The organism is Saccharopolyspora sp. SCSIO 74807, from assembly GCF_037023755.1.
Classification (GTDB): Bacteria; Actinomycetota; Actinomycetes; order Mycobacteriales; family Pseudonocardiaceae; genus Saccharopolyspora_C; species Saccharopolyspora_C galaxeae.
In genome coordinates, this window is record NZ_CP146100.1 from 3,317,501 (window position 1) to 3,331,889 (window position 14,389).

The 14,389-nt window shown below is 68.5% G+C and carries 10 protein-coding genes and 2 rRNA genes (1 of these 12 only partly in view); 7 read left to right on the forward strand and 5 right to left on the reverse strand.

Annotated elements, in window-relative coordinates:
- The 6 genes from V1457_RS15270 to V1457_RS15295 form a co-directional block, all read left to right on the forward strand.
- Positions 1 to 1,572: ribosomal RNA gene (locus V1457_RS15270) — 23S ribosomal RNA — on the forward strand; it begins 1,513 nt to the left of the window's first position.
- 127 nt (positions 1,573 to 1,699) lie between these two features.
- Positions 1,700 to 1,817: ribosomal RNA gene (gene rrf / locus V1457_RS15275) — 5S ribosomal RNA — on the forward strand.
- 144 nt (positions 1,818 to 1,961) lie between these two features.
- Complete coding sequence (locus V1457_RS15280; protein ID WP_295150781.1) at positions 1,962 to 2,714, forward strand: type 1 glutamine amidotransferase; 753 nt, start codon at positions 1,962 to 1,964, stop codon at positions 2,712 to 2,714.
- Positions 2,715 to 2,768: 54 nt separating this feature from the next.
- Complete coding sequence (locus tag V1457_RS15285; RefSeq protein WP_338604717.1) at positions 2,769 to 5,789, forward strand: bifunctional [glutamine synthetase] adenylyltransferase/[glutamine synthetase]-adenylyl-L-tyrosine phosphorylase; 3,021 nt, start codon at positions 2,769 to 2,771, stop codon at positions 5,787 to 5,789.
- 76 nt (positions 5,790 to 5,865) lie between these two features.
- Positions 5,866 to 6,798 carry an NADP-dependent oxidoreductase gene (locus V1457_RS15290; RefSeq protein ID WP_338604720.1) on the forward strand — a complete coding sequence of 311 codons (933 nt, stop codon included), beginning with the start codon at positions 5,866 to 5,868 and terminating at the stop codon, positions 6,796 to 6,798.
- Between the two features lie 734 nt (positions 6,799 to 7,532).
- Positions 7,533 to 8,399 (forward strand): SMP-30/gluconolactonase/LRE family protein, encoded by an 867-nt coding sequence (locus V1457_RS15295; protein ID WP_200071178.1) that lies wholly within the window; start codon positions 7,533 to 7,535, stop codon positions 8,397 to 8,399.
- Positions 8,400 to 8,492: 93 nt separating this feature from the next.
- Here the strand turns inward: V1457_RS15295 and glnA are convergent, their stop codons facing one another.
- Positions 8,493 to 9,917: a type I glutamate--ammonia ligase gene (gene glnA / locus V1457_RS15300; RefSeq protein ID WP_338604725.1), complete on the reverse strand. Its 1,425-nt coding sequence runs from the start codon at positions 9,915 to 9,917 to the stop codon at positions 8,493 to 8,495.
- Positions 9,918 to 10,123: 206 nt separating this feature from the next.
- Here glnA and V1457_RS15305 point away from each other — a divergent pair, with 206 nt between their 5' ends.
- Entirely contained in the window at positions 10,124 to 10,588 is a 465-nt protein-coding gene (locus V1457_RS15305; protein ID WP_374220952.1) for an RDD family protein, read from the forward strand.
- Between the two features lie 184 nt (positions 10,589 to 10,772).
- Here V1457_RS15305 and V1457_RS15310 read toward each other — a convergent pair whose 3' ends face one another.
- The 4 genes from V1457_RS15310 to V1457_RS15325 all read right to left on the reverse strand — a co-directional run bounded on the left by V1457_RS15310 (position 10,773) and on the right by V1457_RS15325 (position 14,323).
- Positions 10,773 to 11,498: a DUF4191 domain-containing protein gene (locus tag V1457_RS15310; RefSeq protein WP_200071180.1), complete on the reverse strand. Its 726-nt coding sequence runs from the start codon at positions 11,496 to 11,498 to the stop codon at positions 10,773 to 10,775.
- 123 nt (positions 11,499 to 11,621) lie between these two features.
- Positions 11,622 to 12,623, reverse strand: coding sequence for a lipoyl synthase (gene lipA / locus V1457_RS15315; protein ID WP_200071181.1), 1,002 nt, complete (start codon positions 12,621 to 12,623; stop codon positions 11,622 to 11,624).
- A gap of 67 nt (positions 12,624 to 12,690) precedes the next feature.
- A complete protein-coding gene (locus V1457_RS15320; protein ID WP_295146356.1) occupies positions 12,691 to 13,626 on the reverse strand; it encodes an oxidoreductase in 936 nt (311 codons plus the stop codon).
- Between the two features lie 181 nt (positions 13,627 to 13,807).
- The gene (locus tag V1457_RS15325) at positions 13,808 to 14,323 is read right to left on the reverse strand and encodes a hypothetical protein (RefSeq protein WP_200071183.1); all 516 of its coding nucleotides are present in this window, start codon (positions 14,321 to 14,323) and stop codon (positions 13,808 to 13,810) included.
- Positions 14,324 to 14,389 lie beyond the last annotated feature (66 nt).

Here is a 14,389-nt window from a genome sequence, read left to right on the forward strand (position 1 = left end):
GAAACGGTTGAGACTAACCATCCGCGAGCATTGGTGGTCTTCGGACTTCTGGTGTGAGTGCATGGGACCTGATGCCGGAGTAGTCAAGTGATGGGGTGACGTAGTGGGGTAGCTGTGCCAGTGAGTGGTGGTACTGGTGTAAGCCTGTAGCCCGTTGTCCAGGGAAATCCGGGCAACTATGTGGGTGAGGGGTGATGCGTAGCCGTGGTGGTGAAGTCAGTGTGCCCGTGCTGCCGAGAAAAGCCTCTAGCGATGTGTGTGCATGGCCCGTACCCGAAACCGACACAGGTGGTCCGGTAGAGGATACCGAGGCGGTCGGGTGAACTGTGGTTAAGGAATTCGGCAAATTGCCCCCGTAACTTCGGGAGAAGGGGGGCCAGTGCTGGTGAACCCGCGTGCCGGGGGAGCTGGTGGTGGCCGCAGAGGCCAGGGAGAAGCGACTGTTTACTAAAAACACAGGTCCGTGCGAAGTCGTAAGACGAGGTATACGGACTGACGCCTGCCCGGTGCTGGAACGTTAAGAGGACCTGTTACCTCTCTTTGGAGGGGGAAGCGGAGAATTTAAGCGCCAGTAAACGGCGGTGGTAACTATAACCATCCTAAGGTAGCGAAATTCCTTGTCGGGTAAGTTCCGACCTGCACGAATGGCGTAACGACTTCTCCGCTGTCTCGACCACAGGCCCGGTGAAATTGCAATATGAGTAAAGATGCTCGTTTCGCGCGGCAGGACGGAAAGACCCCGGGACCTTTACTATAGCTTGGTATTGGTGTTTGGTTCGGCTTGTGTAGGATAGGTGGGAGACTGGGAAGTGCTCACGCTAGTGGGTGTGGAGTCGTTGTTGAAATACCACTCTGGTCGTTCCGGGCATCTAACTCGGGTCCGTGATCCGGATCGGGGACAGTGCCTGGTGGGTAGTTTAACTGGGGCGGTTGCCTCCTAAAGGGTAACGGAGGCGCCCAAAGGTTCCCTCAGCTTGGTTGGTTATCAGGTGGTGAGTGTAAGTGCTCAAGGGGGCTTGACTGTGAGACTGACGGGTCGAGCAGGTGCGAAAGCAGGGACTAGTGATCCGGCACTGGCTGGTGGTAGTGGTGTCGCTCAACGGATAAAAGGTACCCCGGGGATAACAGGCTGATCTTGCCCAAGAGTTCATATCGACGGCATGGTTTGGCACCTCGATGTCGGCTCGTCGCATCCTGGGGCTGGAGTTGGTCCCAAGGGTTGGGCTGTTCGCCCATTAAAGCGGCACGCGAGCTGGGTTTAGAACGTCGTGAGACAGTTCGGTCCCTATCCGCCGCGCGCGTAGGAGTCGTGAGGAAGGCTGTCCCTAGTACGAGAGGACCGGGACGGACGGACCTCTGGTGTGCCAGTTGTTCCGCCAGGAGCAGGGCTGGTTGGCTATGTTCGGGAGGGATAACCGCTGAAAGCATCTAAGCGGGAAGCCTGTTCCAAGATGACGGTTCCCACCCTTGATGGGTTAAGGCCCCCTAGAGATGATGGGGTTGATAGGCTCGGCATGGAAGTTCGGTAACGGATGGAGTGGACGGGTACTAATAGGCCGAGGACTTGCCCACAGGGATGTCTCGTGTCCACTATATGGTGTCTGAGGCAACAACTCGTTGGTTGTTGTGTTTGACTTGTGAATATTGGTTTTCACCTTTGGTGAGCACACCCGTATGGGGTTTGGGTGTGTGTTGGTTTGTCGGTGGGTATAGCGGAGCGGGGTACGCCCGGTCCCATTCCGAACCCGGAAGCTAAGCCCTCCAGCGCCGATGGTACTGCACTTGTGTGGGTGTGGGAGAGTAGGACACCGCCGACAATACTCGTAAATGGGGAAGGCCCCGGAACCACGGTTCCGGGGCCTTCTGCTGTCCGGGGCCGAGAAACCACAGCCACCGAGGTGGTTTTCGGGGCCTTCGAGGTCGTTCTACCGGGCGGGTGGCTGATCTCGTAGTGTCGCGGCATGGAGCGCGTGCGTTTGCTGGTCGTGCAGCCCTCGGAGATCGACCCCGTCGGGCGGCTCGGCAAGTGGCTCGAAGATGCCGGGGCCGAACTCGACGTGGTGCGGCCGCCGCGGATCCCGGCGGCAGAGGAACTCGAGCAGTACCAGGGGCTGGTCGTGCTCGGTGGCGAGATGGGAGCCCTCGACGACCCGGATCATCCGTGGTTGGCGGACGTTCGTGCTCTGCTCAGCTCGGCTGTGAGTCGGCGGACCGCGGTGTTGGGAATCTGCCTCGGAGCGCAACTGCTCGCGGTGGCCACCGGTGGACGGGTCGCGGCGCGGCGGGACGGTGCGGAGGTCGGGACCTTGCTGGTCGCGAAGCGCGACGCGGCGGCCGACGACTCGTTGCTCGGTGACTTGCCGTTGACGCCGGACGTCCTGCAGTTCCACAACGACGAGGTCGTGCGGTTGCCGCCGTCCGCGCAGTTGTTGGCGTCTTCGCCGAGTTCGGACAACCAGGCGTTCCGGGTCGGCCCGTGCGCTTACGGCTTTCAATTCCACATCGAGACCGAGCCCGATACCGTGCTGGACTGGGCGCGGCGGATGCCGGAAGCTGCCGAGCGCGCGCGTGCGGGGCAGTTGGATCCGGAGCACTTGGCGGCGTTCCACGATGATCTCGCGGAAAGCTGGGCGCCGGTGGCCGAGCGGTTCGTGCAATTGGCCGCGGCTCCGCCGGAGCAGCGCAATCCGACCCGCTCGTTGCCGTTGGCGTGATCTTCGAGTCGGTCGGGTGCCTGCTTTTCGCCGGGTCGGGCTACGGTGCGAAGTATGAGCAACGGCAGCTCGTCCCGGTCCGGTTCGGCTCCATCCCCGGCTCGGTACGGCTTCAGCGATGCCGTCCGGGCCGAAGAGCAGCTGCGCGCGATCGGCTGGTGGACAGACTCCGGGCCGGTCGCAACCTACGAGCGAGCCGTAGCGGCGCTGTCCCGTGCGGCTGATCCGGACCTGGCGCTGCATTCGATCGACCGCTTCCGGGAAGCCGCCGAATCCGAGTGGGCGCAGCTCGGCGACGAACTCGCGTCCGACGTGCGGCTGCGCGGTGGATTGCTCGGCGTGCTCGGAACGTCGGCGGCGTTCGCCGATCACCTCGTCGCGCACCCGGAGGATTGGCGGCGGCTGCGCAGTTCCGCCAATACAGCGGCACGCGAAGTGGAGGCGTGCACTGCGGAACTTCTCGCGCCGGTCCGGTTCGGGGACAGCACGCTGACCGGCCGGGACGCGGTCATCGCTCTGGGAGCCGGCTATCGCGGGCTGTTGTTGGAAATCGCTGCGCGGGACCTGGCGGGCGCCGTGGAACCGGAGCTCGAGTCGACCGCGTTCGAGCAGGTCGCGGCGTCGTTGTCGGATGTCGCAGTGGCCGCGTTGCGGGCGGCGCTGGTGGTCGCCGAGGCCGAACTCGCCGGAGGAGAAGGCAGCGACGCCGCGGAGCGCCTCGCCGTGATCGCGATGGGCAAGACCGGTGGGCACGAGCTGAACTACGTCAGCGACGTCGACGTGGTGTTCGTGGCCGAATCCGAAGCCGACCTGGCGGGCGCGGGCAAGCTCGCGAGCATGATGATGCGGGTGGCCGGATCGGCGTTCTTCGAAGTCGACGCGGCACTTCGGCCGGAGGGCAAGGCGGGTGCGCTGGTGCGCACGCTCGACGGTCACGTGAACTACTACCGGCGCTGGGCGCGGACCTGGGAGTTCCAGGCGCTGCTGAAAGCCCGCCCGGTGGCAGGCGATGCCGACCTCGGCAGGCGCTATCTCGAGGCGGTGCGGCCGTTCGTGTGGACCGCCGCCGAGCGCGAAGACTTCGTCGCGGACGTTCGCTCGATGCGCCGGCGGGTGGAGGACCACGTTCCCGCGGAGTTGTCCGAGCGCGAACTCAAACTGGGACCCGGTGGTTTGCGCGATGTCGAGTTCGCCGTGCAGCTGCTGCAGATGGTGCACGGGCGCAGCGACGAGGACCTGCGCAGTCCGATCACCGTGGAAGCCTTGCGCGATCTTGGCGAGGGTGGCTACGTGGCGCGGGCCGACGCGGCGGACCTCGTCGAGTCCTACGGCTTCCTGCGCACGTTGGAGCACCGGTTGCAGATGCGCAGGCTCCGGCGCACGCACCTGTTCCCGGCGATGGACGACAAGGACGAGCTGCACTTCCTCGCGCGCTCGGCAGGGTTGCGCTCCAGCGGCAGGCGCAGCGCCGGTGACGTCCTGGTCGCCGAGTACCGCAGGCACAGCAACCGGGTCCGGAGACTGCACGAGAAGCTGTTCTACCGCCCGCTGCTGGAGGCGGTGGCGAAGGTTCCGACGGACATGCTGCGGCTGACCACCGGCGCGGCAGTGCAACGGCTGGCCGCGCTCGGCTACACCTCGCCGGAAGGGGCGCTGCGGCACATCGAGGCGTTGACCGCTGGGGTTTCCCGCCGGGCGCACATCCAGGGTGCGCTGCTGCCGATGTTGCTGGACCTGCTCGCGGGGACGCCGGATCCGGACGGCGGTCTGCTGGCGTACCGGAAGGTGTCCGAGGCGCTGGCCGAAACGCCCTGGTATCTGCGGCTGCTGCGGGATGAGGGCGTGGTCGTGGAACGGCTCGCGCTGCTGCTGGGCACGTCCAAGCTGGTGCCGGAGCTGCTGGTGCGCGCGCCGGAGGTGCTGCGGCTGCTTTCGGACACCCCGGCGCTGGCCGAGCGCGATCCGAAGGCGGTCGCGGTTTCGCTGCGCAGTGCGGTCGGGCGGCATGCCGAACCGGAGCGAGCGGTCTCCGCGGCGCGCTCGCTGCGCAGGCACGAGCTGCTGCGCATCGCGTGCGCTGACCTGCTAGGGCTGATGCCGCCGACCGATGTCTTCCGGGCCTTGTCCAGCGTGTGGGTCGCGGTGCTGGAAGCCGCGCTGGACACCTCCATCCGCGAGATCGGAGGACGCGCGGAGTGGCAGACAGTGCCCGCGCGGATCGCGGTGATCGGCATGGGGCGGCTGGGCGGTGCCGAACTCGGGTACGGCTCGGACGCGGACGTGATGTTCGTGTGCGAACCGGTCGAGGGTGTGCAGGACACGACCGCGGTGCGGTTCGCGACCGCGGTCGTGGAGCACGTGCGGCGGCTGCTGGGCGCACCCAGCCAGGACCCGCCGCTGGAGGTGGACATCGACCTGCGTCCGGAGGGGCGCAGCGGCGCGCTGGTGCGGACGTTGGATTCCTACCTGACCTACTACCGGCGCTGGGCACAGGCTTGGGAGGCGCAAGCGCTGCTGCGCGCTCGGCCGGTGGCCGGCGATCCGCAACTCGGCGAGGCGTTCTGCGGCGCGATCGACCCGATCCGCTATCCGGAGGGCGGCCTGGACGATGCGAAGGTCCGGGAAATCCGCCGGATCAAGGCCCGGGTGGATTCGGAGCGATTGCCGCGCGGGGCGGATCCGGCCACGCACACCAAACTCGGCCGCGGCGGCCTCGCCGACGTGGAGTGGACGGTGCAGCTGTTGCAGCTGCGGCACGCCCACCAGCACCCGGAGCTGCGCACGACTTCCACTGTGGACGGAATCGCGGCTGCGGTGAAGGCCGGGGTGCTGTCCGGGGACGACGCGGAGCAGCTGATCGAAGCGTGGACGCTGGCGATGCGCTCGCGCAACGCGGTGATGCTGGTGCGCGGCAAACCCGGGGACCAGCTTCCCAAGCAGGCCAGGGAACTGGCCGCGTTGGCGGCGGCGCTGGGCTACCCGGCGAGCGTGGACACCGGTGAAGTGCTCGACGACTACCTGCGGGTCACCCGGCACGCCCGTGCCGTCGTGGAGCGGGTGTTCTACGAGGACTGAGCCCGGTGTGCCGCTGCTGCCCGAGGGGTAGTCCGTGGGCCGGAATGCCGACTGATCAACTGTCGTTGGACGAGGTATGAAGGCTGTTTCGCTCACTGAGTTCGGTGACCCCGACGTGCTGTCCGTGCAAGAGCTTCCCGACCCGCTGGTGGGCCCCGATTTCGTGCTGGTGCAGGTGCGTGCGGCCGGGGTGAACCCGGTCGACTGGAAGATCCGCCGCGGCTATCTGCAGGGCGTGCTGCCGCATCACACGCCGTTGATCCCCGGTTGGGACGTGGCCGGTGTGGTCAAAGCGGTCGGCCCTGCCGTGACGGGCTACCAAGTCGGTGACGAGGTCGTCGCCTACGCCCGCGAGGACCACGTGCAGAACGGCACCTACGCCGAGCTGGTCGCGGTGCCGGAGCGTGCGCTGGCGCGCAAGTCCCGCGCGCAGTCCTTCGAGCAGGCTGCCGGGCTTCCGCTGGCCGGGCTGACGGCGTTGCAACTGCTCAACGCGGTCGAGGTGGGTGAAGGCGACACCGTGCTGGTGCACGCCGCGTCCGGCGGCGTCGGGCACTTGGCCGTGCAGATCGCACAGGCACTGGGTGCGGCTCGCGTGCTCGGTACCGCGTCCGAACGCAACCACGACTACCTGCGTGAACTCGGCGCCGAGCCGGTGACCTACGGCGAGGGGCTTCCCGAGCGGGTCGCCGAGCTGGTCGGCGGGGACGGAACCGTCGACGCCGCGGTGGACTTCATCGGCGGTGCGGCCCTGGAGGTTTCGCCGCGGCTGGTGCGCGACCCGGCGCGGCACGGTTCGGTCGTGGACACCGAGGTGCTGAACCAGGGCGGGCGTTACGTGTTCGTGCGCCCGGACACGAGTCAGCTCAATTGGCTCGGCGAGCTGGTCGACGCCGGGCGGCTGCGGGTGGACCTGCAGCAGACCTTCCCGCTGGAGCAGGCCGTTAAGGCGCACGAGCTGCTGGAGGAAGGGCACGTGCGCGGCAAGCTCGTGCTCACCGTCGGCTGAGCTCCGGTTTGCGCGGCAGGCCGCCGAAGTTTCGCGGTCGATGCCGCGCGGCTGATCTCCGCAGGCCTCCGGTCGGGCGATGATCTCCCGGTTGGTCGCGCTGTCGCCGACCGACCGGGAGATCATCGCTGGGGGTCGATTCACCGTGCGAACGGGTCGCTGCCCGATATTCGCGTCCACAATGGGCAGTTGTGCGGCTTTCGCCGTGCTCGGTGCCGGTGTTTCCGGTGGCGGTCTGTTCGGCGAGTCTCGCCGGTTCTGGATTTCGGCTGCCGCGCCGCCCGTTCGGCAGCGGTTCGCCGCATATTCGCGATTATTCTCAGCGGGTGTCGCCGCAGCCGCGGCTGAATTCGTCCGCGGTGCGAAGGATCCGCAATTCACGCGGCCGATGCCCTTGCTGCACGTGCAAATGCATTGTTGTGCGTTTTGCACAACGCTGCGCACGCCCGGCGCCGACGAATTTCGCCGAACCGGCGGGCCGCCGGTCCGGTTCGTGGTATGCGCACTGCAGACCGCCGCTCGGCGGCCGGCGCGCGGGAAAGTGGCGAATCGGTTGCTCCGTGGAGACCACCGCGAAAGTCCAATGCTCCCGGCGATTGGCAATCACCGCGGGTTTTCCGCGAATACTGCCCGTTCGGAGGTCTGCTCGCCGCTATCCTGGCGGTAACCTGCTGCGCACCGCGAAAGGGTGCGCGCACGAACCGGCGGCCGCGCGGTCCGAATAGGAGTGCATGGTGTCCGAGGACTTCGAATTACTCGTCGATCGGCAGGCGCTTTCCGGCGCCGGCCCGCTGTGGATGCCCACGTTGAATTGCCTGTACTGGGTGGACGTCCTGCGCAGAGAACTGCACACCTACCACCGGGATTCCGAGGTGGACGAGGTGCAAGTCCTGCCGGGAGTCGTCACGGCGCTGGCCGCCACCCGCAACGGCCAGCTCATCGCGGCCGCCGATCGCGGGTTCGCCCGGTTGTTCCCGGGCCGGGCGGCGCTGGAACCCATCGCGGGCGTGCAGGCGGGCGACCGGATGAGCGCAGGCGCCTGCGATCCGGCGGGCAGATTCGTGGCGGGCACGCTCACGCACAGCCGGGAGGCCAAGCGCAGCGCGCTGTACGTGCTGGACGGCACCCGGGCCAGAGTGCTCGTCGACGGCCTCACCCGCTCCGGCGGCATCGGCTGGAGCCCGAGCGGGACGACGATGTACGTCGTCGACACGGTCGCCCGCGTGATCTGGGCGTTCGACTACGACGTGGAAGGCGGCCGGGCAGGCCGGGGCCGCCGCTGGGTGGTGTGCGCCGAGTCCGAAGGCCATCCGGACGGGCTGGCGATGGACAGCGCGGGCGGCGTCTGGGTCGCCATGCGCGGCAGCGGGCGCATCCACCGCTACGCGTCGAGCGGTGATCTGGAGACCGTGCTGTGGGCACCGACGCGGCGCATCACCGGCTTGGCGTTCGGCGGGCGGCGGCTGGACGAGATGTACGTGACCTCGGCGTGTTCCGGCTACGACGAACGCGCGCTGGTGGCGGACCCGTACGCGGGCGCGCTGTTCCGCTTCCGCCCCGGATCGGCGGGCGGCCAGCCGGTGCCGTGGAACGGGACGTGAGCGGGGAAGCCCGCAGACGAGCCGCGAGGCCCGGAACGCGAAACGGGCCGGGAAGGACTCGGTCCCTCCCGGCCCGCGGCAGCGGTGGTTCGATCACACGTCGAAGTAGAGCGCGAACTCGTGCGGGTGCGGACGCAGCCGGATCGGGTCGATCTCGGTCTCGCGCTTCAGCGAGATCCAGGTCTCGATCAGGTCCGGGGTGAACACACCGCCTTCGAGCAGGTACTCGTGGTCGGCCTCGAGGTTGTCGATGACCTGCGCCAGGTTGTCCGGCACCTGCGGGACGCCCTTGGCCTCCTCGGGCGGCAGCTCGTAGAGGTCCTTGTCGATGGGCTCGGCGGGCTCGATCTTGTTCTTGATGCCGTCCAGCCCGGCCATCATCATCGCCGCGAACGCCAGGTACGGGTTGCCGGACGGGTCCGGGCAGCGGAACTCGACGCGCTTGGCCTTCGGGTTGTTGCCGGTGATCGGGATGCGCATGCAGGCGGAGCGGTTGCGCTGCGAGTACACCAGGTTGACCGGCGCCTCGTAGCCCGGCACCAGCCGGTGGTACGAGTTGATCGTCGGGTTGGTGAACGCCAGCAGGCTCGGCGCGTGGTGCAGGATGCCGCCGATGTAGTACCGCGCGGTGTCCGAGAGCCCGGCGTAGCCGGCCTCGTCGTGGAACAGCGGCGCGCCGTCCTTCCACAGCGACATGTGGCTGTGCATCCCGGAGCCGTTGTCACCGAACAGCGGCTTGGGCATGAACGTCGCGGTGCGGCCGTCCTCCCAGGTGGTGTTCTTCACGATGTACTTGAACAGCTGCAGGTCGTCCGCGGCGTGCAGCATCGTGTTGAACTTGTAGTTGATCTCGGCCTGGCCGCCGGTGCCGACCTCGTGGTGCGCCCGCTCGACGGTGAAGCCCGAGTTGGCCAGCTGGGTGGAGATCCGGTCGCGCAGGTCCGCGAAGTGGTCGTACGGCGCGACCGGGAAGTAGCCGCCCTTCATGCGGGTCTTGTAGCCGCGGTTGCCGCCTTCCTCGTCGCGCCCGGTGTTCCACCAGCCCTCGACGGAGTCGACCTCGGCGAAGGTCTTGTTCGGGCCTTCGCCGAACTTCACCGAGTCGAAGATGTAGAACTCGGCCTCGGCGCCGAAGAACGCGGTGTCGGCGATGCCGGACTCGGCCAGGTACTGCTCGGCCTTGCGCGCGATGTTGCGCGGGTCGCGGCTGTAGGGCTCCAGCGTGAACGGGTCGTGCACGAAGAAGTTCAGGATCAGCGTCTTCTCCGCGCGGTACGGGTCGACGCGGGCGGTGTACGGGTCGGGCAGCAGCAACATGTCCGACTCGTGGATCGACTGAAAACCTCGGACCGAGGAGCCGTCGAAGGCCAGCCCTTCGGTGAAGGTGTCCTGGTCGAAGGCCGCGGCGGGGACCGTGAAGTGCTGCATGACGCCCGGCAGATCGCAGAACCGGACATCGATGTACTTCACGTCCTCGTCGGAGATGAAGCGCAGGACCTCGTCTGGATTCTTGAACACCCTCGATGGCTCCTTAACGCATCTGGTGAACTGCTCACCGGCGGGCGTTCGTCGAGCTCACCGGCTCGATGCCCACGTTATGCCGCCGGTGTTGCCCGGTCATCACCCCGATGTTTCGCGGCTGTTAACGACCCGCCGAACGGGTGAGCGCGACTGCGGAGGGCGGCCGCCGACCGGCTCCGTGCGGGCGGCCGTAGGCTTGCGGGGTGACCGAAGAGACCGCATCCGGACCCGGAGTGAGCAGCGTGGACGACGAGCGCGGCCCGGACTCGACGCAGCAGCGGCGCTGGCCGGGCGAGCGGCTGGGCCTGCCGGAGAGCGGGACCGGCTCGGTCGCCGGTGGTGGCCGCAGGCTGCTCGGCTTCCTCGTGGACATCGTGCTGGCCGCGCTGGTCGCGGGCCTGTTCACCGTTCCCGAACCGCCCGGCAACTGGAGTCTGCTGACCTGGTTCGTGATCACGGCGCTGCCGGTGGCGGTCTTCGGCTTCACGCCGGGGATGTTGCTGGCCGGTATCTGGGTGGCGCGGCTGGGCGGCGCGAACTCGGTGGGGTTGTGGCGCGCGATCGTGCGGTGCGCGTTGACGGCGTTCCTGGTTCCCGCGGTGATCCGCAACCGGGACGGGCGGACGTGGCTGGATCGGCTCACCGGGACGGTCGTGGTGCGCCGCTGAGCGCTGTTCGCGCGGTTCCGTCCGGAGCGAACGGACCGTTGGTCCGAAAAGATCGAGCGAACGGACCGTTCACTCGGAACTCCGAGCACGCGCGGACGTCATCCGCCGGGAGCGCCCGGCCGTGGAGCGAGCGGGCCACTCGACCGGTCTGTCGGGGCGAACCGGTCCGCTCACCCGGGTCGGGTCAGCGGCGGCGCGAGGCGCGCTGCACGTTGCGCATCTTGGCGCCCTGCGGCATCGGGCCCTTCGGCATCGAATTGCCCCGGCTCGCCAGCGCGGAGAGCCGGTTCTCCAGCGAGTCGACCTGGCCGGAGTTGATGTTGCGCGGCAGCTTCATCAGGTGCGTCTGCAGCTTGCGCAGCGGGACCTGGCCCTCCTCGGTGCCGATGACGACCTCGTAGATCGGCGTTTCCCCGACCAGCCGGGACACCCGCTTCTTCTCCTGCGCCAGCAGCGACTTCACCCGGTGCTGCGCGCCCTCGCCGACCAGCACGATGCCGGGGCGGCCGATCACCCGGTGCACCGCGTCCAGCTGCGCGGTGCCCGCCACCGCCTGCGACACCTTCCAGTTGCCGCGCAGGTTGTCCAGCGCCCACCCGGCCGCGCCGGGCTGGCCGTCGGCCTTGCGGTAGACGGTCGCCTGCACCCGGCGGCCGAACACGATCACGGCCGCGAGCACGCCGAGCGCGATGCCGACCGGCAGGAACGCCCACTGCATCCCGAAGAAGAAGCCGATCACGAACACCACGACCGCGATCGCCAGGAAGACGCCGATCATCAGCGGCAGCAGCAGCTTGTCCTCGCGGCGCTGCATCTGGAACGCCTGGAAGATCTGCGAGATGCGTCCGCGCAGCGCGTTGCGCCGTTCCTTCGCCGCCGCCTTCTTGGCTGCCTTGTCCTGGTTGGCCATGCGCCCCAGGATACGGCCGCCGTTCAACGCCCGACCAGGGACGTCCGCTGCGGTTCGCGGACGAATTCGCCGTCCGCCCCGCAGGACCGGGACGGACGGCGAGTGCGCTGGTCAGCGGGCCGATCAGCGGGCGAGCAGGGAGCTGGCCTCCTGCGCGGCGGGCTGCGCCTGCGCCAGGTGGGCGAGGTTGTCCGGCAGCGGCATGCCGCGGTGCTGGGTCGCCTTCGCGTACAACCTGCCCGCGCGGTAACTGGAACGCACCAGCGGACCGGCCATCACGCCGGGGAAGCCGATCTCCTCGGCGGCCTTGGTGTGCTCGACGAACTCCTCCGGCTTGACCCAGCGGTCCACCGGGTGGTGCCGGGCGCTGGGCCGCAGGTATTGCGTGATCGTGATGATGTCGCAACCCGCGTCGTGCAGGTCCTGCAGCGCCGGGCGCACCTCCTCCGGCGACTCGCCCATGCCGAGGATGAGGTTCGACTTGGTCACCAGCCCGGCCTCGCGGGCCAGCGTGAGCACCTTCAGCGAGCGGTCGTAGCGGAACGCCGGGCGCATCCGCTTGAACACGCTGGGCACCGTCTCCAGGTTGTGCGCGAGCACCTCCGGGCGCGAGGAGAAGACCTCGGCGAGCTGGTCCGGTTCCGCGTTGAAGTCCGGGATCAGCAGCTCGACGCCGGTGCCCGGGTTCAGGTCGTGGATCCGCCGGACCGTCTCGGCGTAGAGCCAGGCCCCGCCGTCGTCGAGATCATCGCGGGCCACCCCGGTCACCGTGGAGTAGCGCAGGCCCATCGCCTGCACCGACTCGGCGACCTTGCGCGGCTCGGTGGTGTCCAGCTCGGCGGGCTTGCCGGTGTCGATCTGGCAGAAGTCGCAACGCCGGGTGCACTGGTCACCGCCGATGAGGAAGGTCGCCTCGCGGTCCTCCCAGCACTCGAAGATGTTGGGGCAGCCCGCCTCCTCGCAGACGGTGTTCAGGCCCTCGCGCTTCACCAGGCCCTTGAGTTCCTGGTACTCCGGACCCATCCGGGCGCGGGTCTTGATCCACGATGGCTTCTTCTCGATGGGAGTCTGGCTGTTGCGCACTTCCAGCCGCAGCAGCTTCCGTCCCTCTGGCGCCACACTCACGGCCGCAAGGCTACGCCCTCACCCGTCCGAGACCGAACCCGTCAGCAGTGATCCCGCTCGCCGCGGCTCAGCGCGGGTCGGCGTCGACGCCGGTCAGCTGCTCGGTAGCGGTCCACAAGCGCTCGGCCAGACGGGTGTCCTGCGCCGTCGAAGTGGTCTTCGCGCGGGTGGGGTAGCCGCGGATCTCGGCGAACCCGTCCGGGCCGTAGTAGCTGCCGCTGGTGGCCGCCGGATCGGTCGCGGCGAACAGCTGGGGCAGCGCCCCCTGCGCGACCGACTGGGTGATCAGGTCGTTGAACGGACGGGCGATGCTGGTCAGCGCATCCGGCAGCGACCGGGCGCGCAGCGAGTTCAACGCCAGTTCGGAACCGCTCATGCCGGGGTGCGCGGCGATGCTGCGCAGGTCCAGTCCCGCGCGCCGGGCCCGGCGGTCGAGCTCGAAGGCGAACAGCAGGTTCGCCAGCTTCGACTGCGAGTAGCCGCGGCTCGGCGAGTAGCGCCTGCGCTGGAAGTTCAGGTCGTCGATGTCCAGCGAGCCGCCGCGGTGGGCGATGCTGGACAGCGTCACCACGCGGGCGCCCGGGCGGGCGCGCAGCGCGGGCATCAGCTGCCAGGTCAGCGCCGCGTGCGCGAGGTGGTTGGTGCCGATCTGCAGCTCGAAGCCGTTCTCGGTGCTGCCGCGCGGCGGAGCCATCACGCCGGCGTTGTTCATCAGCACGTCGAGTTCGTCACCGGTGCGCTTGCGGATGTCCTCGGCGGCGCGCTGCACGGAGCCGAGATCCGCGAGGTCCAGTTCCACCAGCTCGGGTTCGGCGATGGCGTGCGCGGCGACCAGCCGCTGGGCTTCGCGGCCCTTCTCGGCGTTCCGGCAGGCCATCAGCACGCGGGCGCCGCGGGCGGCGAGAACCTGCGCGCTCTGCAGGCCGAGCCCGGAGTTCGCGCCGGTGACCAGCACCGTCCGGCCGGTCTGCTCGGGGATGTCGGTCGTCGTCCATCGCGCCATGCCCCACTCCTACCCGCCCGGGGCAGTGCTTGAAAGGTGCACCGAGACACGATCTGATCACTCGACGCGACCGCTGCGGCCCGGCTGCTGGTCTTTCGGGGTGGCGGGGCAGTGGTCGCAGCGGCGGGACTCGCCACGCTCCGAACAAGAGGGTGTCCGGCTTCGCGGTGGGCGGCGGATCTCAGAAGCTCGGGATGAGCTTGCGCAGTTGAGAGAGCGGGCGGCGGGACTTGCCCGAAGGTGCGCTGGGCTCGGCGCGCAGCAGGCTCCGGAACGCCTTGCCGACGCGGTTCGTCTCGGAGGCCGGTTCGTGCTGCTCGGCGAGGCCGGCCGACAACGCGAGCATCCGCTGCTCCTGCAGCGCGGCCTGCGCCAGCGCCGGCTCGCCCGCGTGCGCGTCCAGGATCGCCCGCAGCGCGGGGTTGTCCGCGGCGGCGCGCCGCCAGGCGTTCGCGACCGCTTCCACGCGGTCGCCGTGCGGTTCCGCGTCGGCGTCCTGCACGCCCACGTCGATCCGCCCGGTCAGCACCTGCGTCCACTTGTAGTGCAGCGCGCGCAGCAAGTCGGCGCGATCGGCGAAGACCTCATCGGCGCCGGGTACCGCCGTGAGCTCCAGCGGTGCGGACGGGTGCCGCGCGGTGTGCTCGAGGATCGCCCGAATCGTGCGCTGCCGCTGGTGGAAGTCGTCCCAAGTCATGGTTCCTCCAGACCGGATCGCTGTCGTACTCCCGGTGTGCGGCATACCGGGAGTATGTGCCGTCGA